We start from the raw sequence: 25,547 nt of genomic DNA, 5'->3' as shown, positions 1-25,547 counted from the left end.
GCTACGTAACAGATTTCTCCTAAAGCACTGACAGTTTATTTATCCCCGAAGCGACTCTGCCCAGAATTAATCGCATACGGTTAAGGTTCCCCCAGAGACGACTAAATGTTCAAGTTTAAATTAGAGGTACAACTAGCGTCTGGGCGACAAAAGCAGTCTGGTGATTTTATACCTCACTCAAAAATATTGCCAAAAAAGTCGATGGTTTCTTTAAGCGCTGTGATAAAAGCGTCGATTTCGGCGGGCGTATTGTAAAAGTACAGGCTGGCTCTAGCAGTGGAATTGACGCCTAGCAGTTGATGCAAAGGCTGGGTGCAGTGGTGCCCTGAGCGAATGGCAATGCCTGAATGATCTAAAAACGTAGAGAGGTCTTGAGCGTGGACGCCCTCAACGGTGAAGGTCGCGATCGCTGCCCGCCCGCTGCCGTCTGCCTGAGGCTGAGGCCCATATAGTTTGACCTGAGGAACCGTGCTGAGCTGCTCGTACAGGTAAGCAGTTAGCTGATGCTCATACTCAGCAATCCGATCCATGCCGATTTTGTTGAGGTAGTCTACCGCTGCGCCCAACACCACAGCTTCACAAATGGCCGGGGTGCCCGCCTCAAACTTATGGGGCAACTCTGCGTAGGTAGAGTGGTCTAAAGACACATCTTGAATCATCTCACCACCGCCCATAAAAGGCGGCATGGCCTTCAGCACATCGAGTTGGCCGTAGAGAAAGCCTGCGCCGGTCGGCCCACACATTTTGTGACCAGAGGCGACTAGCCAATCGCAGCCAATCGCCTGCACGTCTACAGGCATATGCGGAACGCTCTGGCAGGCGTCAATCAGCACTTTAGCGCCAAATTGATGGGCGATCGCCACAATCTCACTCACCGGATTAATACAGCCCAGCGTGTTAGAAACGTGGTTGACCGCAACCAGCTTAGTTTTGTCTGTGACCAGATGCTTGTAGGCATCCAGGTCAAATTCTTCAGTGGCCGTGAGCGGCACATGCTTGAGGATAGCGCCCGTTCGCTGCGCGATTAGCTGCCAGGGTACCAGGTTGCTGTGGTGCTCCATCACTGACAGCACAATCTCATCGCCGCGCTCTAGCTGGCTGAGGCCCCAAGCGTAGGCAACCAGGTTGATCGCTTCGCTGGCATTGCGGGTAAAGACAATTTCGTCACGAGAAGCGGCGTTAACAAAGGCGGCTACCTTGTCGCGGGCTCCTTCATAAGCTTCGGTTGCTCGGCCACTGAGCGTGTGTACGCCGCGATGTACGTTGGCATTATCTGCCTGGTAGTAATGCACCATGGCATCAATGACGGCCTGCGGCTTTTGGGAGGTCGCAGCGTTGTCTAGATAGACCAGTGGGTGGCCGTTGACTTCCTGATGCAGGATGGGAAAGTCAGCGCGAACCTCGTCGGCCAGGGTGAGGGTGGTTCTTGGGGCAGTCAGCGTCATGGTCTGAAGAGTGAGGGTTAGGGGGGAAGGGGAAAGGGAGGGTTAGCGGGTCCACCGGGTGAGGCGATCGCTCAGTGACTGGCGCAGCGGCGCGAAGGTAATCTTTTCGACAATTTCCATCGCAAAGCCATAGAGCAGCAGTCTTTGAGCTTGTTCAGCAGAGATGCCCCGGCTCTGGAGGTAGAATACTTCGTCGGCCTGGAGCTGGCTGACGGTTGCCCCGTGGGCGCATTTTACGTTGTCAGCGACGATGTCTAGCTCGGGTTTGGTGTCTACTCGGGCTTTGCTGGAGAGCAGCAAATTGCGGTTGAGCTGTGAGGCGTTGGTCATTTGCGCCGCCTGAGAAACCAGTACCCGACCGTTAAAGACGCTGTGCGCCCGGTCATCGACAATGTTTTTCTGAATTTGAGTGGCTTCGCTGTGGGGGTGCGTAAGCGCGATCAGGCTGTGGGTGTCGGCGAGCTGGCGATCGCTCAGTGCGCTCAGTCCGTACAGGTGAGTGTCCGTCTGAGGGCCAGTCTGATAGACCTCTAGATGGTGGCGAGATAGCTTTGCCCCCAGATCGATGGCCGTACATTGGTAACGGCTGTCTGCGGCCTGAGAGACGGCTGTCTTGGCAATGTGAAAGGTCTGTGCGCCTTCGTTTTGCAGGCGAATGTGGTTGACCTGGGCACCGGCTTCTAGCCAAATTTCGGTGACGCTGTTGTTGCAGCGAGTCTGCTCGTCATCGCCCCAGAAAGATTCTACTAGGGTGAAGCTAGCATGGCGTTCGGCAATCACTAGCGTGCGCAGGTGAGCGATCGCCCCTGCCTGAGAAGCCCTGACAATATGAACCGGCTGATCAAGCACCTGATCGGCCCGCAGCCACACGACCATCACATCTGCAAAGCCAGCGGTATTTAGCGCTGTAAACACCTCGCCACCGCCCTGTATCTGGGCCAGTCGCGCCGAGATGCTGCTGCCTATCTGCCGGCTGAAGTCAGGATGGGCCATCAACGCTGAGAGTGGGGCAACCACTGCGCCTTCTGGCAGGTTCGTCGAAACCTGATTATCGCGACTAGCTAGAGACAGCGCTGGCGCATAGTGACCGTTAACACTGGTCAGCCGGCAGTCGTCGCTGTTTAACCAGGGGAGCCCAGACTCCAACGCATCTGCGGCTAAAGTCTCCTCTGCTGCCGCTGGGAAAGGAACGGCCAGCATTTCAGAGAGGTCAGTAAATCGCCACTCTTCGTCTCGGCCCGAAGGAAAAGACTGTTCGCTCACCAGAGCATGCGCCCGGCTACGCAAAGATTCCAGGTCTAGCTCAGATTTTTCGGCGACGGCGATCGCCTGCCCTAACAAATGCTTCAAATAAGCTTCGCGGTCTGCTGTCCGAGTAGATGTTGCGCTTGTCGTACTCACCTTTAAACCACAGCCTCCTCAGCAACAATCCAGTCGTAACCCCGAGACTCTAGCTCTTGGGCCAGCTCTTTACCGCCAGTCTTCACGATTCGGCCCTGAGCCATCACATGCACATAGTCCGGCACGATGTAATTCAGCAGTCGCTGGTAGTGAGTGATCAGCACCGTCGCGTTCTCAGGCTGGCTCAGCTGGTTGACACCATCAGAAACAGTCTTCAGTGCGTCAATATCTAGCCCTGAATCGGTCTCGTCTAGAATGGCCAGCGTCGGCGTTAGCAAAGCCATTTGCAAAATTTCGTTGCGCTTTTTCTCGCCGCCTGAGAAGCCCTCATTGACGTTGCGGTCTAGAAAACTGATGTCCATTTTGACGATTTGCGATCGCTCCTCAACGAGGTCGTCAAAGTCAAACACATCTATCTCTTCTGCGCCATTCGCCTTGCGGTGAGCGTTATAGGCCACCCGCAAAAAGTCGCGATTGCTCACCCCCGGAATCTCCAGCGGATATTGAAACGCTAAGAATACGCCTGCATTTGCTCGCTCGTGGGGCTCTAGCCCCAGCAAATCTTGCCCTTGAAAGACCACTTCGCCCGCCGTAATTTTGTAGTCAGGGTGACCAGCGATCACCTTTGAAAACGTGCTTTTACCCGAGCCATTGAGCCCCATCAGCGCGTGGATTTCTCCCGCCCTCACTTCAAAATCGACGCCCTTAAGAATCTCCGTGCCCTCAACACTGGCATGAAGATTACGAACAGAGAGAATTGTCTTGGCGTTTTCGTTAATCATTTCGCTGAATAGTCAAGGTGTAGATAGGCCAATAAAAGCCGAAGGGTAAAGCAAAAAGCGGACAGCACAGGCATCCGTAGATCGCATCTGATACTGAAAATCGGTGACACACAGCCATTAAAGCCTTAGCCCACTGAATTTTCTAGCTTGAGACTCAGCAGCTTATCGGCTTCAGCTGCAAACTCCATTGGCAGCTCATTAAAGACATCGCGACAGAAACCGCTGATAATCATCGAGACCGCATCTTCAGGCGAAATACCGCGCTGGGCGAAGTAAAACAGCTGATCCTCACCAATTTTCGAGGTCGAGGCTTCATGCTCTACCTGAGCGCTGCTGTTTTGCACCTGAATATAAGGAAAGGTATTGGCGTTTGAGGTATCGCCTAGCAGCATAGAGTCGCATTGCGAATAGTTACGAGCGCCCTCTGCTTTAGGATTAATCTGCACCAAGCCGCGATAGCTATTCTTAGACTTACCCGCCGAAATCCCCTTAGAGATAATCGTGCTGCGGGTGTTTTTGCCGACGTGGACCATTTTGGTGCCCGTGTCGGCCTGCTGGTAATGGTTCGTGAGGGCAACTGAGTAGAACTCGCCCACCGAATTGTCGCCTACCAGCACACAGCTCGGATACTTCCAGGTAATCGCCGATCCCGTCTCTACCTGAGTCCAGGAGATTTTAGAGTTGACGCCCTTGCAAAGGCCGCGCTTGGTAACAAAATTGTAGATGCCACCTTTGCCGTTTTCGTCGCCTGCAAACCAGTTTTGCACTGTCGAGTACTTGATCTCGGCATTATCTAAGGCGACTAGCTCTACGACCGCTGCGTGCAGCTGATTGCTGTCATACATCGGCGCTGTGCAGCCCTCTAGATAGGTCACTGAGCTGCTCTCTTCGGCGATGATCAGCGTGCGCTCAAACTGCCCCGAATCGCCATTGTTAATCCGAAAGTAGGTAGACAAGTCCATCGGGCACTTGACGCCTTTGGGAATATAAACAAAAGAACCGTCGGTAAAGACTGCCGAATTGAGCGCTGTAAAGTAGTTATCCGCAGCCGGAACCACGGTACCGATGTATTTCTTAACCAGCTCCGGGTGCTCTTGAATGGCTTCTGAAATTGAGCAAAAGATAACGCCGTGCTTGGCCAGGTCTTTCTTGTAGGTAGTGGCGATGGAGACGCTGTCAAAGATAACGTCTACCGCTACGTTGGCCAGCCGCTTTTGCTCGTTGATAGAGATGCCTAGCTTGTCAAAGGTGTCTAGCAGCGTCGGGTCAACCTCATCGAGGCTGTCTAGCTTTTTCTCAGCCTGCTTGGGCGCAGAGTAGTAGACAATCTGGTTGTAGTCGATGGGCGGATAGGCGACGTTTGGCCATCTGGGCTCCTCTAGCGTCAGCCAGCGACGGTATGCCTTCAGCCGAAAGTCCAGCATGAAGTCAGGTTCATTCTTTTTGAGCGAAATGGCCCGAACGACCTCTTCACTGAGGCCACGGGGGAAAGCATCGGCTTCAATGTCGGTAATGAAACCGTATTTGTAGGGTTGGCTAACGACAGACTGAACGCTAGAAGTCATTGGCGGTAAAAGTTCTGCTTGGGCAGTAGAGGGGGGCAAAGATTGAAGCTGACAGCGCTGAAACCTGACGGGGTTTAAGACTTGGGGGTGTTAGTCTCTGCGCGAATTTGCTCGAAAGTGATGCTCTGATCTTCACCGGAGAACGGATTGTCTTCGGTGAGAAACAGCATGCAGTGGCACTCCTGGCGCTCCTGCATAGGAACACAAGGGCAGTTCCAATAGGCGGCTTTGACCTCGGCCTCTTTGTCTTCGTAGTGGCGGCAGGGGCACAGGGGCGCACCCAGGTCATCTTTATGCTTGGCTAGCCCTTCAATCACGACAGCGGTAACACCCAAATCTTGACAAAAATAGGTGCCCGTACGCTTGGCGTAACTCTGGGCAAAATTTCGCATGATTTCAAGGCTTTTATCAGAGCCCTGATTGGGATTGCTTGCGCTCATGATGGTTCTAAGGGTGAAGGAGTGCTAAAACGGCTAGGTGAATTTAGGCTGATATTGGCCTAAGATGGGGTAAAGCAACACGAATGTTGTTTAACTAACTTAAGATTACTGTAAGAATCATACTTTAGCAACCAAAGTGTTTCTAAAGTATTGTAAATCAGCTATTGTCAATTGCTCCCTTAAGTCCATAGAAAAATAAGTTCAGCGCTGTAGCCACCTTTCGATATCGCCGTATTCACAGACATTTCGCCAGAAAATGACTTCTCGACAGACATCTTCTCAGCAGACATCTATGCAGCAGACATCTATAAGAGAGGACATTTTGCGCTTTTTGCTGAAGCGCGGCACAGCGACGGCCGGGGCGATCGCTGACCATTTGCAGGTCACGCCGCAAGCCATTCGCCGCCATCTCAAAACGCTGGAAACCAGTGAACTAATCGAGCATCAGACCAGTCAGGAAGGCATCGGGCGGCCCAACCATCTCTATCAGCTCAGCCGCAAAGGGCGAGAGCATTTTCCTGATCAGTACGATCAGTTTGCGCTGTCGCTGCTAAATACGGTGGCGGATACGCTGGGGCCAGAGCAGGTGAGCAAACTGCTGAAGCGGCAGTGGCAGAGCAAGGCAAAGGAATATCGGGCTAAGCTCGGCGATGCACCGCTCAAAGAGAGAATGCAGACCCTAATAAAGCTGCGCCAGGCTGAGGGCTATATGGCAGAGTGTCATCCGACAGAGGGGGATGGGTCAGCGGGGCAGTCTGCTTTTGTGATTACGGAATATAACTGTGCGATCGCCCACATTGCCGAATCTTACCCGACGGTGTGCGGACATGAGTTGGCGATGTTTGCGATCGCCCTGCCTGACTGCTCAGTGGAACGAACGCACTGGCTGGTAAATGGGGAGCATCAGTGTGGCTATTTGGTGGAGGCGAAGGGGGCGATCGCCGAAGACTGACCTACAACCAACTGAGCAGACGCATTAAACTGAACGAAAGCTACCTTTTTCTATGCTATGTCGCCACAGTTTTTAACCCCCGAAGACTCTGCTGCCGTAGACGCAGCGCTGATGACCACGCCCGAAAAGTTTTTGACCCGGCTGACGCTCTCTACGGCCAAGCTGCTGGTCTACATTGCCAAAGACCTGGATACCTCGGTAGAGGCTCTCACCACTGAGCAGATTATCGCCTGGTTTGAAGCCGACTCTAAGCGCAAGCGCACTGAAGGGGTCGAGGCGTCTGTCTTAAACTGGGAAGCCAAAGACCTGACGGATGTGCCCTCTGCGTAGTCTCTTTGCGTGGTCTCTAAGAGTAAATATCTAAAAGCTGATACCATTTGTTTGGTTTCGTCGTCAGTCATCTGCCAAAGATTAGCCATGCTTCAATCCTCCTAATAAACGAGGGCCACGTTATGAAACAGCTACCGTTTTTGATGCTTATGGCTGCGGGTATGGCCGCCATGCCGACCGAGGCATTTGCCCATCAGGTACAGACTAACTACGTCATCGACGCACAAACCCGCAACACGCTAGAAGTACAGTCAGTTTTTAGCAATGGCGAACCGCTCAAAGGGGCTAACGTTACTATTTATTCTCCCGAGCAGCCACATCGCCCCTGGGCCAAGGGCATGACCGATGCCCGAGGACGCTTTACATTCACTCCAGACCAATCCATCAGCGGCGACTGGGAGATTGACATTCAGCGGGAAGGCCACGGCGATATTTTGGTAGTGCCGGTGGACGCAGCGGGGATCGATGCGGATCGGGTTTCTCAGACTGAGGCGAGAGATGTGCACTACGCAGGTTCCTCGCCGTGGATGGCTGTGGGAGGAGTGGCGATCGCTGCTGCCTGCCTCGGCTTCGGTCGGTTTGCGATTAAGCATAAAGCTGAGTAGCTGCGCCTGAAAATATCTGAAGGAATCCCTGGCTCGAACATTTGAGCTAGGGATTTTTGATGCGGGGCTCTACCATTGACCGTGGCGGTATGATGGGGCATGGTTCGCAGGCAATGAACATGGATCGCATGGAGCAGTTTACCAGGGCATATCGAAACCTGAGCCAGTTTCCTCTGTTTTCAGAAAAAGACGTTGAAAAATTTCGGGTGACCTACGGACAGGCAACGCTCGGATTGCTGAGACGTAAAATTTTGGCCATGGCGGACAACGACAAGCTTATTTTTACCGGGCATCGGGGCTGCGGTAAATCTACGTTGTTAGGTCAGCTAGCTCAGCAGATGCGGCAGGATGGGCTTTTTGTGGCGGGATTTTCTATTGCCGCTATGGTGGAGATGTCGGATGTTAACCACATCAATCTTTTGTACTCAATTGCGCTTCAGCTTTTGGAGCAGGCAAGTAGCAAACAGGTTTCTATCCCTGAAAGTACTGCAAATAGGTTGCTTAATTGGTTTACACAGACCAAATCTCGTGTTTACACCGATCAGCTTAAGCAAGAGATATCTGTCGGGGCGAACATCTTTGACTTTTTCAAGGCTAAGCTGCAAAAAGAGGGAGCTTTTAGAGAAGAAATCAAAGAAACTTTCGAGAATAAAGTTTCTGACCTGTCTCAGCAGATTGACTTAATTGCGGGAGAAATTCAGGCGGCGACTCAAAAGCAGGTTTTGGTCATTATCGATGACTTGGATAAACTAGACTTGCCGGTGATTCGATCTGTCTTTCAAGAAAATATTCAGTCACTCATGTCACCCAATATTCGGGTGGTGTTCACCATTCCAATCGCGGTAGTGAGAGAGCCTGGCCTGATGACTACTTTAGATCCTGAAAGGACTGTGCTTTTGGGTGTTCCTAAGTTCTTCCCTAGAGAGACCGCTCATCAGCCGAATGCAACACCTATTGAGGCCAATGTCGAGGTATTGAAAAAGGTGTTAGAGAAGCGCATTCCTGAAGATTTGATTGAGCCAGATATTAAGCGACAGATTGTGCTGTTAAGCGGCGGTGTGCTCAGGGAAATGGTGCGATTGGGGCGGGAGTGCTGCTTAGAATGCATGGTGCAAATGGATGTAGAGCCTGAGACTACCAATATCAAGATAGACAAAGATATTTTGGCTAAGGCAGTGAAGTCGATCCGCAATCAATACGCTCGCCCTTTGGGGAGTAATCTCTATAGTTTGCTGGCTCAGACCTATCAAGCGTTTTCTCCGCCAGATGCGAAGAGTGCAGATTTTTTAGAGATGTTGCATGGGCTATATGTATTGGAGTATGAGAATGATGAGCTTTGGTACGATTTGCATCCTTTAGTTGTTGATCTGCTGCGCCGTCGGGGGCTAATTGATGCGTGAAGAGTTTTGGTAGAGATACTGTGAGAGACTTTAAAGATGCCTGATTCTGATTTAGAGGCTCTGAATCGAAGGGCGCTGCGAAAGCTATTAGTCACAGTAAAGGCAAATGGGCAGACGCTGGGGTTGCTAGTGGCGATCTGTGATGATCGCAATTTACAAGCGTCTATTATCGGTGAGTATGAGGCGGAGCTAAAATCGCAGGGGATTACGCCTTTTCAGGCGCGGCTAGATTTTAAGCGGCCAAGTTTGCGGGCGACTTTGGAGGCGTTGGTGGCGCAGGAGCCGGTGCTACAGACGGGAGAGCCAGCGGTGGTGACGGTGCTGAATGCGGAGGCGCTGTTGGGGGTGCGGCTGAGTGAGGAGAAGTCGGAGCAGGAGAAGTTTTTCTTTTCGTTGCAGTGGACGCGGGAGGCGCTGCTGCGGTTTGAGTTTCCGGTGGTGCTGTGGGTGCCGGATGCGGTGGCGACGCGAATTGGGCAGAGAGCGCCAGATTTTTGGAGCTGGCGGGGCGGCGTGTTTGAGTTTGTAGCGCGGCCAAAGGTGGTGACTGAGGCGGGGCACCCGATGCCGAGGGTTCGTGAAGTGGATACGACGGACAGTCCAGGCCAGCTTTCTATTGCTGATTTGCAGCGGCAGATTGAAGGATTGGAAGAGGCTTCACCAGAGTCTTCGTTATTGATAACGTCGTATAACTCGCTTGGTGAGGCTTATGAGCGGGAGTATGCTCGTGGTGAGGCGTTAGCACTGTACGAGAAAGCGTTGGCTTTGGCACGAGCAAACAACAACTTGGAAGGGCAAGTGAGATCGCTTATAAATTTAGGTAATGCGCTGGAATATAGCGGGCGATCACAACAAGCCATTGAATATTATGAACAGTCTTTGAAGATTGCGCGGGAGATAGGCGATCGCAAAGGTGAAGCCAGTTCACTCCACGGACTGGGCAATGCGTACTTTTTACTGGGCCAGTATCAGAGGGCGGTTGAGTTCTATCAGCAGTGGTTAGAGATTGCGGGGGAAACAGATGATCGCAAAAGCGAAGCTGATTCCCTCAGCAGACTGGGCAACGCATACGATTCACTAGGCCAGCCTCAGCGGGCAATTGAGTTTCATCAGCAGTCGCTAGAGACTGCGAGGGAGATAGGCAATCGCCAAGGCGAAGCCAATTCTCTCGGCAATCTAGGCAACGCATACGATTCACTAGGCCAGCCTCAGCGGGCGATTGAGTTCCACCAGCAGCAGTTAGAGATTGTGAGGAAGATAGGTGATCGCCAAGGCCAAGCCAATTCTCTTGGCAATCTAGGCAACGCATACGATTCACTAGGCCAGCCTCAGCGGGCGATTGAGTTCCATCAGCAGTCATTAACAATTAAGCGGAAGATAGGTGATCGCCAAGACGAAGCCAATTCTCTTGGCAATCTTGGCAATGCGTACTATTCACTGGGCCAGTATCAGCGGGCAATTGAGTTCCATCAGCAGTCATTAGCAATTACGCAGGAGATAGGCGATCGCCGCGGAGAAGCCATCACTCACTTCAACAAAGGCAATGTACTCGCTAGAATCGACCAAAAGTGGAAGGCTCGATCATCCTACGAAGCGGCAAAGACTTTGTTTAAAAGCTTGGAGCTACAAGAGCTGGTTGAGCAGTGCGACCAAGCCATTCGTAACCTGGGCCAAATGATATAGTCGCAGTGCCCAAACAAGCGCCAGCTATTACGCCCTCAAAGCCGCATCACAGGCAGCGGATGCCTCTCATCATCTGGTTCTTGGCAGGGCTGATACTTGTGTTGCTCATCTGGTGGCTGCTCCAGTAGGTTACAGGCGGTTGTTATTATATTGAGTGGAGAGTTTGCGATCGCAGCTCAGCCGTCCTGGCACTCTCGTTGAAATACACCCATCTGAGTTGGCGTCCCCAGATCGTAAAATTCATCGCCAATGCCTTGAAAGGTGACTGTGTAACCGTATTGCTGAGCGGCTTGCTCAGCCCAGGCTCGAAATTCTTGCCGGGTCCATTCAAAGCGGTGATCGGGGTCGCGCAGTTGACCAGGCGGTATGGGGTACAAAATGTTGTATTCGATATTCGGCGTCGTCACAATGACCGTTTTTGGTTGAGCAAAGTTGAAAACGGTCTGTTCCAATGCAGCGATGCCGTCGGGCTCTATGTGTTCGATGACTTCTACTAAAGCAGCAGCGTCGTAACCCCGAAAACGCTGATCTGGGCAGACGAGAGAGCCCTGTATGAGCTGAAGGCGGTTTTGCTGATGGGCGGGCAAATCGCCTTTGAGCTGGCTTTTGGCTGTCTCCAGAGCCTGATCAGAAATATCGACGCCGGTTAACTGTGTAAATGCGGGGTCTTTGATGAGCGATCGCAGCAAATTTCCCTCACCACAGCCTAAGTCAATCACGCGCCGGGCCCCGCATTGCTTCAGTACCTGAGTAACCGTTCTCAGCCGTCGCCGGTTTAAGTTATTCGGATTTTTCGCTGCAATCTTTCGCCAGTCGTTTTCTTTTTCTGGCTCGGAGAGGTTTGAAGGATTACCGGTCATGGCAGGAAAATGCTGTCAATATCAGCAGCAGAGCAGATTAGGCGGCAAAAACCGTATCACTGCCATCTTAAAGGATTCTGGATTGACGGCTTCGGCGTATCAGGTAAAACGAAATGCCGCCGCGAGATGCTGACTAAATCTATCAAGCTATAGATCCAAAAAGGTCGGTGATTAGAGACGATGAAAAGTACTGATCGCAATCGAGAAAACCAAATGTCCATTATTTTAGGAAACCACCGCCGTGACTGAGGTAGAACATAAGCGTATAGCCGTAGGCTTTAAAACAAAGCAGGCACTACAGCAGGCAAAGCGCGCTTTAGAGGCTAAATCGCTCTCACATGTAGAAATGGCTGAGGTGCTAGCGTCTGAGGAAGCGACGACACCTGAAGAGAGAGAACCCAAATCGGGAATTTCTAGCGCTGCGGCGACAGGTGGGCTGGTCGGGGCGATCGCCGGTAGCCTCATTGTCACTATTGCCCTCAGCGTCCCCAATCTGCTCTCCATTCAGGGCAACGAAGTTCCATTTTTCGTTTTAGTGCCGCTGCTCGGGGCCGTGATCGGGGCGGCTGCTAGCAGCTTTATGGTCTTTATGTCGGGTGCTGCGCCGACGCGACTAAGGGTAGAAAAATACCAGCTAACGGTTGAAGCACTGCCCGAAAATACTCAGCTCGTGACAGAAATCTTGCTAGAGAAAGGAGGCCGTTTGCTTTAACGCGGGGTTGTACAGTTGCCCTCCTTAAGGCTTACTGAGCGCTCAGCCTACCAAAAAGTCGCTTTTTCTTTGATCGCTTCCGCTCCGTCTGCTCAGTTGCCGCCCGATCCGCATCTTCTCGGCGCAGACGAATCTGATCCATAAAGAATTCTTCCAGAGTGGGTTTAGCGACCTCTAGCTTGGCAATATGGGCATTCATCAGCCGCGCCGTTGCCATAAATTCAAACGGGTTTTCGTACAAAACGCCTTGCCAGTAGCCGCCTTCAAACGTAATATTGCTCAGCCACTGATCCAAAATGTCTAAGCTACCGCCGTTGCCTTTAACCCGGTAGTAGGTAGGGTTGCCCAGCAGCTTGTGAATGGAGCCCATACAGACCAGTTCGCCCTGATCGAGAATGGCAATGCGATCGCAGATCATCTCCACATCGGAAAGCACATGGCTGTTAAAAAATAGAGTTTTTCCCTGTTCTTTGAGAGATAGGATAATCTCGCGCACCTGAAACCGCCCGGTGGGGTCCAGGCCGGACATCGGCTCATCGAGGAAGACAATTTCAGGATCGTTAATCAGCGCCTGCGCCATGCCGACTCGCTGTAGCATCCCCTTAGAATAGCGGCGCATCTGTTTTTTGTTAGCCGACTGCCGGTCTAGCTGCACTAGATCTAATAGCTCGTTAATCCGCTGCTTTTGGGCCTTACCCGTAATGCCAAACAGACCCGCCGTATAGCTCAAAAACTCCCGGCCCGTCAGATAGTCGTAAAAGTAAGGATTCTCAGGTAAATAGCCAATGCGCGCCTTAACGCTGCGATCGCCAGCAGGTTGACCCATCAGCGTCGCCGACCCAGCCGTTGGGCGAATAATGCCGAGCAGTAGCTTTAGCAGAGTCGTTTTACCGGCTCCATTGGGCCCTAGCAGGCCAAAGGTCTCTCCTTTGTAAATTTCTAGCGAGCACTGCTTGAGCGAAGGGGGCGCGGCCTTTAGCCAAAAGCCAGTGCGATATACCTTGCGCAAATCGTGCGTGGCAATAATTGTGGGCCGATGCACAATCGTCGAAGCGGCGATTGGAGAAGCGGGCAGACTGGCGTTAGCGCTGGGAGGAGAAACCACATTCATAGAGAGTCACGTTTACCTTAGGTATATACAGACGATAAGATGAAGGTGTCTACCGCAGAAATACTAGAGATTTCTATCCGGGTCAGACGCTGAGGTTAACTACTAGCGGGTCGTAGGCTAATGGATCGCTCAAAAATCGTGGCAATCATTACCGGAGCGGTGTCTATTCTGCTGGCGATCGCATACCTCCTACTGGTGCAAATACTCGATTTTCGCGGTGAAATGATTCCTGCGCCAGTGAGTTTTCTAGGATCTCTCATGTAGCAAATGTCACCAGCAGGCGTCTATTCTTTGAGCCAGCCTGACAGGTCGCGCCCGATCAGGTCTTGTAGCCGGAGGATATCTTCACGGTAGTAATCTTGCAGCAGCAGCCGATCTTCATCTGAGAGCGGTAGACCTTCTTTCCCTTGAGAGTTGGCATCAATCAGGCGCGATCGCAGTTTCTGCCGATTTTCTTCAGAAACGACCGTCCTCAGCACCGTTCCAACCGCCGCTCGCAAAGGGTTTTGAGTCTGCAAAAGCTTATTGACAGACTGGTTTTTAGGCACCTGCGCAGTTTGCCCGCGCTCGCTAGTATTAGCCTCAAAGCTGCTGTCTACCCCAACAAAATTGTAGATGTCCCGCATCAGTTGCCCGGCATCTTTGCGCAGATCGTCATATAAAAAGATCTTTACCTGCTCTGAGCCAAACGTCTCTATAAAGTGCTTAGTTCCTTCGTAGTAAAGCCCCTTCAGCAAAGTATGTGAAGAATTCGCGCTGGTTTCTACCTGCTCAGACAGCGGCTTTAGATTGCCCACCACCTGGCGCACATGCATCAAATAGTCCGAATAAGCCCGGCTAATTGGGTTGCGCAGCACAGCAATCAGCTTGGCCTCAGGCACATATTTTTGAATGTTAGGAACAGCCTGCTGATGCAGAAACAAATAGTTAGGTGAAGCTTCCCCAATAGCGACCTCATCAGTCACCCCTTCAAACAGCGCCTGGTAGTCTGCTAGTAACAAAATCTGCTGCCGCCCGCCCCGAGTCAGCTGAGGCACTGCCTTCCCCTGACTGGTGGCGACGCCATCTACCAGTTCACGCCCGAAAAAATCAGTCTCTTTACGCGGACTAACATATACCTGAGGGTGCTGATTTAAGTAGTTATAAATAGAGGTCGTCCCAGCTTTTTGGACGCCAAAGATCAAAAAATTGGGAAGAGCCATACCAAACACTCAAAAAGTAACGCTTTACAGTATAAGCACCCCATCTCCGTACCAATGCCGCGAAGCTACGGAGATTATCAAGACATACATCGTTTGGTCATAACTTGATAAAGCTTCAGCTACAGACGCCCTCGCAGTCCAAATCTTCAAAAACATTGGCGTCATCTACAAACAAACTTCACCTTATTTTTTTGGACGGATTGCTAGTATTACTACCGACGGGCAGCATCCATCCTCATTATTCCCTCCAGCGTACAGGAGTACACCCAGTGCTTTGTGCTTATGGGCCTGAGTAAAACAGGTCAATACTCTACCGGGCCAACACTCCGACTGCGCAGGATGTCAGTATTCAGGATTCTAATAGTTCAAGTCAGCACAGCATCTCTCAGCCAAGACCGCTTAGTGTGACGGCAAGGTGTTGACTTCGTTTATTTCTATTCAGCTATTTATCACCATACAAATCTCAGATTTCTTAGCGCCGGTACGTAGTTCCTGACGGTTTTAGCTGCTTTAAGGCTTTTGGGCTTCCATGAAGCTTTGATCTGCAAACGCCTGCCCAAGTTTGAAAAGACTTCATACTCGACCTCCTGTTATCAGCAGGATGCAGCGGGATAAGTTATCAGAAATCAGTTCACCCAGCATCATTCTTATTTCATCTAGCCGACCTGAAGGGAGATGAGAGGTTTTTCCACGTTGCTTTTTGTCCGGTGGCTATCGAGCCAAACACATAAGCCGAAAACCCGACCCCATCCTCTACTCAGACGGCCAAGCTGACCATCAATTTCTAATCCTGAACTATTTACATAGACTCTCTATGGCTAACATTCGTCTCGAAGCAGAATCGCTAACCTTAGAAAACTACGCCGTTGAAACACAGAATTTTGCCTCGTCAGGCGCGCTAGCTAGAATCACTGACGATACGGGCTCTATCAAAACCACCCTTGGTAATGGCGTAACGGCTGGCAACTACAGCATCGACATCGCCTACTTCGACGAAAGCGATGGGCAATCAAGTATGGAGCTGTGGATCAATGGCACTCGTCAAGATTCCTGGAAGTTTGACAATAGCCCCGGCGGTACTAGAGCTTCTAGTAGCAATCGGGTAGTACGCAGGGTTCCGGTTGATATCGCCCTTAAAGCTGGCGACACCATCGAACTCAGGGGCACTTTAGACGCAGGAGAAGTCGCTCGCGTCGATTACATCGAGCTAATCCCTAAAGGGACGACAACACCCACACCCACACCGGCTAACAGAGTACCTGTGGCCGGTAATGACAGTGCCACCACCCAAGCAGGTACGCCAATTATTATCAACGTTATGGGTAATGATAGCGACCCTGATGGCGACTCGCTCAGCATCGCTGGCGTCAGCGGCGCGGCCAACGGTACGGTCAGCAGCAATACCAACGGCACTCTGACCTACACGCCCAAGGATGGCTTTAGCGGTAATGACAGTTTCAGCTACAGCATCAGCGATGGCAAAGGCGGTAGCGCAACTGCGACCGTTGGCGTAGTAGTCAATCCTGCACCTTCAACCAGCATTACTAGCAACAGTGCTACTAGCGGCAGTGCTGCCACCAGCAGTAGTACTGCTAGCGTCGTGCGTATCGAGGCTGAATCGATGACGCTAGTAGGCTATCAGAAGGAGAGCGCTAGCTTTGCCTCAGGCGGTCAGCTGATCCGTGTTCCCAACGAAGGGGGCAAGAGCACGGCCACCACTCAGTTTACCGGCGCAGCAGGCACCTATGACCTGAAAGTGGTCTATCACGATGAGAGCGATGGTAAGTCAACGCTCAAGATTACGGCTGGTACAGCCTTTAGTACGAGCTTCGTCTTTGATGAGAACACAGGTGACTCGCGCGCCTCATCCGGCAATCGGCGCGAGCGGACGTTCTCAGGGATACAGCTCAAGGCCAACGACACGATTCAGCTTGAAGGCTTCCTGAACGTAGGCGAAGTTGCTCGCGTTGACTACATTGAGCTGATACCCCAGGGCGGAACTGGTGGAACTACGACACCTCCAGCACCGACTAACAAGGCACCTGTAGCCGGTAACGATAGCGCCACTACCCAGGCAGGCACGCCAGTCGCTATCAATGTGTTGAGCAATGACAGCGACCCCGATGGTGATTCGCTCAGTATCTCTGGCGTCAGTAGCGCAGCCAATGGCACGGTCAGTAGCAATACCAACGGCACTCTGACCTACACACCTAAGGCTGGCTTTAGCGGTAACGACAGCTTCAGCTACAGCGTCAGCGATGGCAAAGGCGGCAGTGCGACCGCAACCGTTGGCGTAGCAGTCAATCCTGCGCCTGCAACCGGCGGCACTGGCACCGGTAGTACTGGTGGCGGCACTGCTAGCGTCGTGCGCATCGAGGCTGAGTCGATGACGCTAGTAGGCTATCAGAAGGAGAGCGCTAGCTTTGCCTCAGGCGGTCAGCTGATCCGCGTTCCTAACGAAGGGGGCAAGAGCACAGCGACCACCCAGTTTACTGGCGTATCAGGCACCTATGACCTAAAAGTGGTCTACCACGACGAAAACGACGGCAAATCAACGCTCAAGATCACGGCTGGCACAGCCTTTAGTACGAGCTTCGTCTTTGATGAGAACACGGGTGACTCGCGTGCCTCATCTGGCAATCGGCGCGAGCGGACGTTCTCAGATGTACAGCTCAATACCAACGATACGATTCAGCTTGAAGGCTTCCTGAACGTAGGCGAAGTTGCTCGCGTTGACTACATTGAGCTAATACCCAAAGGCGGAACGACGACGACGCCAACACCGGTCAACAGAGCACCTGTGGCCGGTAATGACAGTGCCACCACCCAAGCAGGCACACCAGTCGCTATCAACGTGTTGAGTAATGACAGTGACCCCGATGGCGACTTGCTCAGCATCGCTGGTGTCAGCGGCGCGGCCAACGGTACAGTTAGCAGCAATGCCAACGGCACTCTGACCTACACCCCCAAAGCTGGCTTTAGCGGTAACGACAGCTTCAGCTACAGCATCAGCGATGGCAAAGGCGGCAGTGCGACCGCAACCGTTGGCGTAGCAGTCAATCCTGCGCCTGCAACCGGCGGCACTGGCACCGGTAGTACTGGGAGTGGAACTGCTAGCGTCGTGCGTATCGAGGCTGAGTCGATGACGCTAGTAGGCTATCAGAAGGAGAGCGCTAGCTTTGCCTCAGGCGGTCAGCTGATCCGCGTTCCTAACGAAGGGGGCAAGAGCACAGCGACCACCCAGTTTACTGGCGTATCAGGCACCTATGACCTAAAAGTGGTCTACCACGACGAAAACGACGGCAAATCAACGCTCAAGATCACGGCTGGCACAGCCTTTAGTACGAGCTTCGTCTTTGATGAGAACACGGGTGACTCGCGTGCCTCATCTGGCAATCGGCGCGAGCGGACGTTCTCAGATGTACAGCTCAAGGCCAACGACACGATTCAGCTTGAAGGCTTTCTGAACGTAGGCGAAGTTGCTCGCGTTGACTACATCGAGCTAATACCCAAAGGCGGAACCACAACAAATCCGGACTCTGGCAGTGGCGGCTCTGGTGGTGGCGATACACCAAGTGGCAACAGCACCGCGGGCGGTGTCATTCTCAATCTCGATGCAGGCGTTGGGCTGTCACCCGAGTTTGGAGCCTTGAAAATGCCTCGGCTGATACCCTTGGGCGACTCGATCACGGCTGGCCAGCATAGCAGTGGTGCTGTACCAGGTGGATATCGCATGCAGTTAGAAGATAGGGCGATCGCTGATGGCCTCTCTATTGACTTTGTCGGTAGCCAAAGGAACGGCGGCTCAGACTTAGCAGACAAAGACCACGCCGGTTTTCCCGGTCGGACAATCTCGCAGACGACCGAGTGGGTTCGCAACGGCAATCTCTCTCAGTATCCAGCCGATGGCATTCTACTGATGATTGGCACTAACGATGCTAACGGTGGAGCATCGGGTACTGCAATGCGCGATCGCCTCAGCACTCTAATTGATGAAATTAGTAAAGCTGCGCCTGCCGCCTACATATATGTCTCTTCAATTCCGCCAGTAGACGCGCCTCGGGGCACTCAGGCAAAGAGAGATAACATCAATGACTACAACTCCCGCATTCCACAGTTAGTAAGCGATAAAGTAGCAGCGGGCAAGAAAGTCTTTTTTGTCAACGCGGGTGGCAGTCTTGATGTGGGAGACATCAACGGCGACAATAGCTACACCACTGACTTCGATGATGGCCTGCACCCTACTGCTGCTGGCTACGACAAGCTGGGCGATGCCTGGTACAAGGAAGTTTTCAATCCGAAATCTCTATCAGGCAGCAAGCTAGTAGGAACTGAGCATGACGATTGGCTGATTGGCAACAGCGGCAACAACGTGATCGAAGGCGGCAATGGACGAGATGAGCTGCTCGGCGGCGGCGGCGCGGATATCTTTGTCTACAAAGACCCCACTCACGGCAAAGACAAAATCGTCGATTTTAGCAGTAACGACATTCTGCAAATCTCAGCAGCCGGGTTTGGCGGCGGTCTATCGGCCGGTATGACGCTCGATAGCTCGTCGTTTATCAGCGGCAGCAACCCTTCTGCCACTAGCAATAAAGCTACCTTCTTGTACAACACCAGCAGCAAGATGCTCAGCTTTGATCGAGATGGAACCGGTGGTGCTTCAGCCTTTGAGATTGCTACCTTCACTAACGGCTTCAGCTTGCAGTCTAACCAGATTGATATTGTCTGAAGTTTGAGGTGAACGCGACAAAGCCCGCGCTGTAATAGTGCGGGCTTTTTTGTTGATTACCGTGTTGACTACTATTCTTTATTCGGGCGGTTCGTTCAACGCTTTTTCTGTGACGGTTTCTGCCGGATAGCCCTGCTCGTCGTTAAAGAGCCCTAGCAGGTAGCCCAAAGCTGCCCCAAAGACAAAGCCACCCGCGTGTGCCCAGTAAGCCACGCCACCATTCATGCCGACATCGGCAGAGACACCTAGGCTGGTAATGCCATAGAATGCCTGCTGCAAAAACCAAAAACCCAAAAACACCAGCGCCGGAACTCGAAAGGCAGTAAAGAAGATCGGAATGAAAGTCAACACTCGCACTTCAGGAAAGCGGAAAATGTAAGCACCCATGACACCAGCGATCGCTCCACTTGCCCCTAGCGACGGCACCGTCGAATCTGGCGAAACATACCACTGACAGAGCGAAGCCAGCACGCCACACACCAGATAAAAAAGCAAAAACTTCAGGTGCCCCAGCTGATCTTCTACATTATTGCCAAACACCCACAGGTAGAGCATATTGCCCCCTACGTGGAAAAAGCCCGCGTGCAGAAATTCAGCGCTAAGGAGCGTACCCCATTCAGAAACATGTGGCGCGCCAAAGCCGGTGTGAAAGCTGGTGCTCAAATCTCTAGGCACCACCGCAAACGTCTCAAACAGAGTTTGCAGATTGGGAGCGCTCAGCGTCGCCTCGTAAAAAAACACCAACACGTTCAGGGCTATCAGCCCGTAAGTCACGTAAGGCGTGATAGTGACGGGATTATCATCACGAATGGGAACCACAGCGGTCGTCTCCGGTTATAGGCAGTAAAGAAGTAAGCCGATTAGCTCGGCCATGAGGGCATCAGCACCTCTTCTAGTCAATTTACTAGATAGCGTAAATAAAGACATTCCCTCTACGGGGCAGTAAACTTGCTCTGATGGAGATTTAAAGATTTACTCAGACTTATGACAAAGAAACACACAGGTCACCAGGCGACCGACCGAGTGGTCTATTCAGAATTTGGCACTGCTTCAGCCGCCACAGAGCGAGCCGTTCCGGATTTGCCGCCGGGCCAGCAAGACCTGCGGGTACAGGTTTCTCGCAAGGGACGGAAGGGCAAAAGCGTCACCATCATTAGCGGCTTCACCCATCGGCCCGAGACAATTGAGGCACTGGCCAAACAGCTCAAAGCCCAGTGTGGCTCGGGTGGTACGGTCAGAGAGAACACAGTCGAAATTCAGGGAGAGCACGCAGCTAAGCTTGTCTCCCTACTGATAGACAAAGGCTATAAAGCTAAAATTAGCGGAGGGTAAAGGGCAATGGGGCACAGGCGGCGTAGGCAGATAGGTGTAGCGTTTTTATTAGGAATTGTTTGTTCGGCACTGCTGGGCAGCTTCAGCCAGTTTGGTTTCAACCGGGCACAGGCAATTACCACTGGCTTTGCCGGTCACTGGGCTGAGCCTTGTGTTCAGTCGCTAGTGGCGCAGCGAGTATTTGACCAGCGCACGGTGAATGGTCGCTATCCGAGCAGTTCGCTCACCCAGGCCGAATTTGCGGACGCTGTGCTCAAGGCATTCCCCGGCGCGTTTGCCAGCGCGAACGAAGCGTTAGGACTCACTTTTGACGAGGCCAGCTCTGAGACAGAAGCGCTGCTGATGGCTGCCCTCGGTCAAGATGCTCGCCTACAGCGACCCGTAGGCCGGGCGCAGGCACTGGCCATTCTAACCTCAGGCTCAGCTACGCCCTATCAGGCGGATGCCACCCGTACCCTTTATGCGACGTTTCGCGATGCTCTGTTGATTCCCCGCAGCGCCCGTGAAGGGGTAGCAGCGGCGCTGGCGGCTGGTTATGTCGTCGATGCAGAAGGTGACTCCAGTAGCCGATCGCAGCTGCGCCCTCGCCGAAATATGACGCTGGCTGAGGGGGCCGCGTCGATTTGCCGGGCCAGTTTAGACGCGCGGACAGCGGCAACTGTCCCCGAGCCGCTGTCTGTTGTGGTTGAACCCCCGCCTGCTGTCACTGCTCCCACCAGTGAACTGCGCGGCGTCTGGCTCACCAATATTGACAGCAACGTGCTTTTTTCCCGGGCCACATTAGAACCTGCCCTAAACAGACTGGCGGACCTGAACTTCAATACGGTGTACCCAACTGTATGGAACTGGGGCTACACCTTGTTTCCTAGTCGGGTAGCCGAGCGGGTGACTGGCTACCGGCAGGGGCTATACCCCGACTCAGATTTCACCGGACGACAGGCAGCCTTAGAAGCCGCGCAGGGCGATCGCGATATGCTGCTAGAGCTCATCGAAATTGCCCATAGCCGCAATCTCAAAGTGCTCCCCTGGTTTGAGTTTGGCTTTATGGCCCCTGCCGACTCAGCCCTAGCCCGCCGCCATCCGGAGTGGCTAACTCAAAAGCAGGACGGTAGCTTGACCACCCCCGAAGGCGAGCACGAGCGGGTCTGGCTCAATCCATTTCATCCTCAAGTGCAGTCATTCATCTTAGAGCTGATTGCGGAGCTAGCAGCCAATTACGACATCGATGGTTTTCAAGTCGATGATCACATGGGACTGCCCTCTGACTACGGCTATGATCCCTTCACGGTAAATCTCTATCAGCAAGAGCACCAGGGTCAATTGCCGCCCGAAGATACTCAAGATGCCGAATGGACACGCTGGCGTGCCGACAAAATTACTGACTTCATGGGCCAGGCCTTTGCCACGCTCAAAACCTATCGCCCTGGGGCCATCATGTCCGTCTCCCCCAATCCGCACGTATTTGCCTACGAGTATTACCTGCAAGACTGGGATACCTGGGTAAAGCGAGGCTACGCCGAGGAAATCATCATTCAGCTCTACCGCAATGACCTAGGTCGCTTTGTCTGGGAAATGAGTCAAGATGCAGCAGATTTTGCTCGCAGCCACGTCCCTACCAGCATTGGAATCTTAAGCGGGTTGCGAGGACGCTCTGTGCCGATGGCCCAGATTGCTGAGCAGGTAGAGGCGGTGCGCGATCGCAACTTTGCGGGCGTTTCCTTTTTCTTCTACGAAACCCTGTGGAACCTCAGCCCCCAAGAGACCCCAGCCGCACGCCAGGCCGCTCTACAGGAAATCTTTCCCAACCAGGCCACTTACCCCAGAGGAAAGTACTCCCAGTAGTCCCATAGACATAGATTTTTCTATTTGCCAAAAACTTTCCCTCTCCTTAATAGGAAAAACTGACAGCTTTGTTTAAAGTCTTAGCAGCCTCTGAGGATTGAATGAGGATTCGGCATTACTGCAATTGTCAGGCCGAATACAGATAGCTATACAAAATGGCTATACAAAAGACTAAGTAATGGAGAGTTTATGGCACAGAGTTTTGGTGTAATTGGCCTGGCGGTCATGGGCGAGAATATTGCGCTCAATATTGAGCGCAACGGTTTTCCGATTGCGGTTTACAACCGCTCCCGCGAGAAAACTGATGCCTTCATGAAAAACCGCACCGAGGGCAAAAATGTAGTCCCCACCTACTCCCTGGAAGAATTTGTTGCTGCCCTAGAGCGTCCCCGACGCATCTTGATGATGGTACAGGCCGGTAAACCGGTAGATGCTGTCATTGGGCAGCTCAAACCTTTGCTGGACCCAGACGATATGATCATCGACGGCGGCAACTCCCTCTACGAGGACACCGAGCGCCGCGTGAAAGAACTCGAAGCCGCTGGCTTTAACTTCATCGGCATGGGCGTTAGCGGCGGCGAAGAAGGCGCCCTCAATGGCCCTAGCCTCATGCCCGGCGGCAGCAAAGCCGCCTACGACGCGATTGAACCAATCGTCACCAAAATTGCTGCCCAGGTAGACGACGGCCCCTGCGTTACCTACATCGGGCCAGGCGGCTCCGGTCACTTTGTCAAAATGGTGCACAACGGTATTGAGTACGGCGATATGCAGCTGATTGCAGAAGCCTACGATCTGCTCAAAAACGTGCTAGGGCTCGGTCATAAAGAGCTGCACGAGATTTTTGCAGAGTGGAATAAAACCGAGGAACTCGATTCATTCCTGATTGAGATTACCGCCAACATCTTCACCAAAATGGATGATGAAACCGGCAAGCCGCTAGTTGAGCTGATTGTCGATAAAGCCGGGCAAAAAGGAACTGGTCGCTGGACGGTGATGAGTGCGCTAGATATCGGTGTGAGCATTCCCACGATTACCGCGGCTGTGAATGCGCGGATCATGTCGGCGATTAAAGAAGAGCGAGCAATAGCCGCGCCTCAGCTCAATGGCCCCTCGGCTAGCTTTGACGGCGATACCAAAGAATTTGTCAACAAAATTCGTGATGCGCTGTACTGCTCAAAGATCTGCTCGTACGCTCAAGGTATGGATCTGCTCAGTAAGGCTTCTGATATGAATGGCTATAGCCTAGATTTGGGAGAAACCGCCCGGATTTGGAAGGGGGGCTGCATCATTCGAGCGGCCTTCTTAAACAAAATCAAGCATGCCTACGATCAAGATGGCAAGCTGCCCAATTTGCTGCTAGCGCCTGAGTTCAAGCAGACTATCCTAGACCGACAGAGCGCGTGGCGCGAGGTAATTGCTACGGCAGCCAAAGTCGGGATTCCGGTGCCTGCCTTTAGCGCTTCTCTTGACTACTTCGATAGCTATCGCCGCAGCCGCTTGCCGCAAAACCTCACCCAGGCTCAGCGCGACTACTTCGGCGCTCACACCTATGAGCGCACCGACAAAGATGGCTTCTTCCATACCGAGTGGATGGAGTAGCTGATCAAGCCTGAGTACTGTAGCGACTTCTAATTTGCGTAAAGGCACTTCGCACGAGCGGGGTGCTTTTTTAGTCTACAGAGAATCTCTAGCTGTACTGGACGCTGTCTCTTTGAAGGCAACGGCTTCTCTAGTCGTCATGTTGAGCTAGCGTATTTAGATTGACCAGGCTCAGATAAATACTCCCGACCAATAGACAGCCACACCCCATTGATAGCCTGGAGCACCTAAGGGAGAAAACGACTCGATCGGTAGAAAACGAGTGAAGGCGGGCCATTGAAGTATAAAAACCTACTTTGTTTGGCTCTATAGTACTCAGGCGGCAGCTGATTTTGGCTGGGGTTTAGGGTTGGGCTATGTCGCCCTGTTCTCCCATAACACTATTCAAATGCTCCAGTGAGATCCGAGCCGCTTCAGCAACTTGGGAATGGTCGTCTTTTGCTAAGTAACGCAGGGCGGAAACACTTTTTTCGGTGGGTAGATTCCCTAACGCTTCGGCTAAGCGCTGACGAACCAGCCAATCGTCTGCTTGGGCAAAGGCCAAAATGTTATCTACAGCAGAGAGGTCTTTGATTTCTCCGAGAGCGGCGATCGCTGCCTGCTGGATCACCACTTCTTTACTGCCCAGTGCAGCGATCAGCACATCATGGGCCTCAGGGTTTTTGAGATTACCCAAAGATACCGCCGCACTGAAGCGCACCAGCCAGTCAACATCTTCGTAAAAAGCCCGCACCAGCGGATCAAAAGCACGAGGATCTTCTAGATAGCCCAGCGCACCAGCGGCATCGGCGCGAATGCCATAGTCCGGGTCGCCCTCTAAGATATTGATCAGCAGGTCATAGCACTCATCTGTTTGCTTGATCCCCAATGCAAAAATGGCCATTGAGCGCACCTGATCGTTTTTATCTTTCAGTACCTTTTTAATCAAAGGAACTGCCTCCTCAGCCGGGACATTGCGTAGGGCTGCCAGCGCCAGCTTGCGATCTTTAAGGTCGCCGGTTTCTAGCTGCTGGGCAAGGGTTTCGAGGTCGGGCTGCGTCATGGCGTCCTGAAATAAGGCTACCGCTCTATTATAAGTTCGCTGGCTGACGCTGTGAGTGTAACCTGGCTGCCGCCAGCGATCCCCGGCACTAGAGGCAGCAGCAGCTCTAAAACAGCGGGATCTTGAAAGTGATTAATTTTAGTTTCGGGGTGAGGGTAATAAACTAAGCCGCGATAGGTTTGCTGCTGCCAGGTGAGACCAATCGGCACAAATGAAAAGCTCTCAGCAGCATGTTCGGGCGACCATTTGACTTGATGCAGGGTTTGCTGAGGCACCAGCTGAAAGCAGGAAGGCGCAATAGAGACATTCAAAGTGCCTGGATAGAAAGGTGAAAGATCAATGCCAAGTGCCTGAAAGTAGGGCATTTGCATCTCAATTGTCCCTTTGGGATAGGGGCTGTCTGAAGCCTGTCCAGACGCCACTCTATGGCCAGAGACAACCGTCCCGCTCAAAGCAACGGTCTCAGCAGCAGCCCTTAGCGAAAAAGAGTTCATGACGGTTCCTTTATTTTT

22 protein-coding genes are annotated in these 25,547 nt (G+C 52.5%); 11 read left to right on the top strand and 11 right to left on the bottom strand.

Annotated elements, in window-relative coordinates; translation table 11 throughout:
• Positions 1-173 precede the first annotated feature (173 nt).
• From CKL79_RS14100 to CKL79_RS14080, 5 genes are all read right to left on the bottom strand, one after another.
• Positions 174-1,445 (bottom strand): SufS family cysteine desulfurase, encoded by a 1,272-nt coding sequence (locus CKL79_RS14100; protein ID WP_121970220.1) that lies wholly within the window; start codon positions 1,443-1,445, stop codon positions 174-176.
• Positions 1,446-1,487: 42 nt separating this feature from the next.
• Positions 1,488-2,846, bottom strand: coding sequence for a Fe-S cluster assembly protein SufD (sufD, locus tag CKL79_RS14095; protein WP_121970219.1), 1,359 nt, complete (start codon positions 2,844-2,846; stop codon positions 1,488-1,490).
• 2 nt (positions 2,847-2,848) lie between these two features.
• The gene (gene sufC / locus CKL79_RS14090; RefSeq protein WP_121970218.1) at positions 2,849-3,628 is read right to left on the bottom strand and encodes a Fe-S cluster assembly ATPase SufC; all 780 of its coding nucleotides are present in this window, start codon (positions 3,626-3,628) and stop codon (positions 2,849-2,851) included.
• A gap of 125 nt (positions 3,629-3,753) precedes the next feature.
• A complete protein-coding gene (gene sufB, locus CKL79_RS14085) occupies positions 3,754-5,193 on the bottom strand; it encodes a Fe-S cluster assembly protein SufB (RefSeq protein WP_121970217.1) in 1,440 nt (479 codons plus the stop codon).
• A gap of 74 nt (positions 5,194-5,267) precedes the next feature.
• Complete coding sequence (locus CKL79_RS14080) at positions 5,268-5,633, bottom strand: ferredoxin-thioredoxin reductase catalytic domain-containing protein (RefSeq protein ID WP_170944065.1); 366 nt, start codon at positions 5,631-5,633, stop codon at positions 5,268-5,270.
• A 256-nt stretch (positions 5,634-5,889) separates the two neighbouring features.
• Between CKL79_RS14080 and sufR the strand changes: the two genes are divergently transcribed.
• From sufR to CKL79_RS14055, 5 genes are all read left to right on the top strand, one after another.
• Entirely contained in the window at positions 5,890-6,585 is a 696-nt protein-coding gene (sufR, locus tag CKL79_RS14075; protein ID WP_121970215.1) for an iron-sulfur cluster biosynthesis transcriptional regulator SufR, read from the top strand.
• A gap of 57 nt (positions 6,586-6,642) precedes the next feature.
• On the top strand, positions 6,643-6,915 hold the full coding sequence (locus CKL79_RS14070; protein ID WP_121970214.1) for a hypothetical protein: 273 nt from the start codon (positions 6,643-6,645) through the stop codon (positions 6,913-6,915).
• Positions 6,916-7,037: 122 nt separating this feature from the next.
• Positions 7,038-7,520 carry a carboxypeptidase regulatory-like domain-containing protein gene (locus CKL79_RS14065; RefSeq protein ID WP_121970213.1) on the top strand — a complete coding sequence of 161 codons (483 nt, stop codon included), beginning with the start codon at positions 7,038-7,040 and terminating at the stop codon, positions 7,518-7,520.
• Positions 7,521-7,579: 59 nt separating this feature from the next.
• A complete protein-coding gene (locus CKL79_RS14060; protein ID WP_240518862.1) occupies positions 7,580-8,920 on the top strand; it encodes an NACHT domain-containing protein in 1,341 nt (446 codons plus the stop codon).
• 36 nt (positions 8,921-8,956) lie between these two features.
• Positions 8,957-10,603, top strand: coding sequence for a tetratricopeptide repeat protein (locus CKL79_RS14055; RefSeq protein ID WP_121970212.1), 1,647 nt, complete (start codon positions 8,957-8,959; stop codon positions 10,601-10,603).
• A 176-nt stretch (positions 10,604-10,779) separates the two neighbouring features.
• Here the strand turns inward: CKL79_RS14055 and CKL79_RS14050 are convergent, their stop codons facing one another.
• Positions 10,780-11,463 carry a methyltransferase gene (locus CKL79_RS14050; protein WP_121970211.1) on the bottom strand — a complete coding sequence of 228 codons (684 nt, stop codon included), beginning with the start codon at positions 11,461-11,463 and terminating at the stop codon, positions 10,780-10,782.
• Between the two features lie 241 nt (positions 11,464-11,704).
• Here CKL79_RS14050 and CKL79_RS14045 point away from each other — a divergent pair, with 241 nt between their 5' ends.
• Complete coding sequence (locus tag CKL79_RS14045; RefSeq protein ID WP_121970210.1) at positions 11,705-12,175, top strand: hypothetical protein; 471 nt, start codon at positions 11,705-11,707, stop codon at positions 12,173-12,175.
• 31 nt (positions 12,176-12,206) lie between these two features.
• Here the strand turns inward: CKL79_RS14045 and CKL79_RS14040 are convergent, their stop codons facing one another.
• Positions 12,207-13,286 carry an ABC transporter ATP-binding protein gene (locus CKL79_RS14040; RefSeq protein ID WP_121970209.1) on the bottom strand — a complete coding sequence of 360 codons (1,080 nt, stop codon included), beginning with the start codon at positions 13,284-13,286 and terminating at the stop codon, positions 12,207-12,209.
• 120 nt (positions 13,287-13,406) lie between these two features.
• Between CKL79_RS14040 and CKL79_RS23190 the strand changes: the two genes are divergently transcribed.
• Positions 13,407-13,550, top strand: a complete 144-nt coding sequence (locus CKL79_RS23190) for a hypothetical protein (protein WP_170944064.1) — start codon at positions 13,407-13,409, stop codon at positions 13,548-13,550.
• A gap of 20 nt (positions 13,551-13,570) precedes the next feature.
• Here the strand turns inward: CKL79_RS23190 and CKL79_RS14035 are convergent, their stop codons facing one another.
• Positions 13,571-14,488, bottom strand: a complete 918-nt coding sequence (locus CKL79_RS14035) for a sulfotransferase (protein WP_121970208.1) — start codon at positions 14,486-14,488, stop codon at positions 13,571-13,573.
• A gap of 814 nt (positions 14,489-15,302) precedes the next feature.
• Between CKL79_RS14035 and CKL79_RS14030 the strand changes: the two genes are divergently transcribed.
• On the top strand, positions 15,303-19,220 hold the full coding sequence (locus CKL79_RS14030; protein WP_121970207.1) for an Ig-like domain-containing protein: 3,918 nt from the start codon (positions 15,303-15,305) through the stop codon (positions 19,218-19,220).
• A gap of 78 nt (positions 19,221-19,298) precedes the next feature.
• On the opposite strand, the gene CKL79_RS14025 is transcribed toward CKL79_RS14030, so the two are convergent.
• Positions 19,299-20,039, bottom strand: a complete 741-nt coding sequence (locus CKL79_RS14025; RefSeq protein WP_121970206.1) for a rhomboid family intramembrane serine protease — start codon at positions 20,037-20,039, stop codon at positions 19,299-19,301.
• 165 nt (positions 20,040-20,204) lie between these two features.
• Between CKL79_RS14025 and CKL79_RS14020 the strand changes: the two genes are divergently transcribed.
• The 3 genes from CKL79_RS14020 (at position 20,205) to gndA (ending at position 23,993) form a co-directional block, all read left to right on the top strand.
• Positions 20,205-20,552, top strand: coding sequence for a translation initiation factor (locus CKL79_RS14020; RefSeq protein ID WP_121970205.1), 348 nt, complete (start codon positions 20,205-20,207; stop codon positions 20,550-20,552).
• A 6-nt stretch (positions 20,553-20,558) separates the two neighbouring features.
• Positions 20,559-22,394 carry a glycoside hydrolase family 10 protein gene (locus CKL79_RS14015; RefSeq protein ID WP_121970204.1) on the top strand — a complete coding sequence of 612 codons (1,836 nt, stop codon included), beginning with the start codon at positions 20,559-20,561 and terminating at the stop codon, positions 22,392-22,394.
• Between the two features lie 189 nt (positions 22,395-22,583).
• Positions 22,584-23,993 (top strand): NADP-dependent phosphogluconate dehydrogenase, encoded by a 1,410-nt coding sequence (gene gndA / locus CKL79_RS14010; RefSeq protein WP_121970203.1) that lies wholly within the window; start codon positions 22,584-22,586, stop codon positions 23,991-23,993.
• 343 nt (positions 23,994-24,336) lie between these two features.
• Here gndA and CKL79_RS14005 read toward each other — a convergent pair whose 3' ends face one another.
• On the bottom strand, positions 24,337-25,035 hold the full coding sequence (locus CKL79_RS14005) for a HEAT repeat domain-containing protein (protein WP_121970202.1): 699 nt from the start codon (positions 25,033-25,035) through the stop codon (positions 24,337-24,339).
• A gap of 17 nt (positions 25,036-25,052) precedes the next feature.
• Complete coding sequence (locus CKL79_RS14000) at positions 25,053-25,529, bottom strand: hypothetical protein (RefSeq protein ID WP_121970201.1); 477 nt, start codon at positions 25,527-25,529, stop codon at positions 25,053-25,055.
• Between the last annotated feature and the right edge of the window lie 18 nt (positions 25,530-25,547).

Origin of the sequence: Leptolyngbya sp. BC1307 (genome assembly GCF_002286735.1) — a bacterium.
GTDB lineage: Bacteria > Cyanobacteriota > Cyanobacteriia > Phormidesmidales > Phormidesmidaceae > Phormidesmis.
This window is presented reverse-complemented; position numbering and strand designations above follow the sequence as displayed.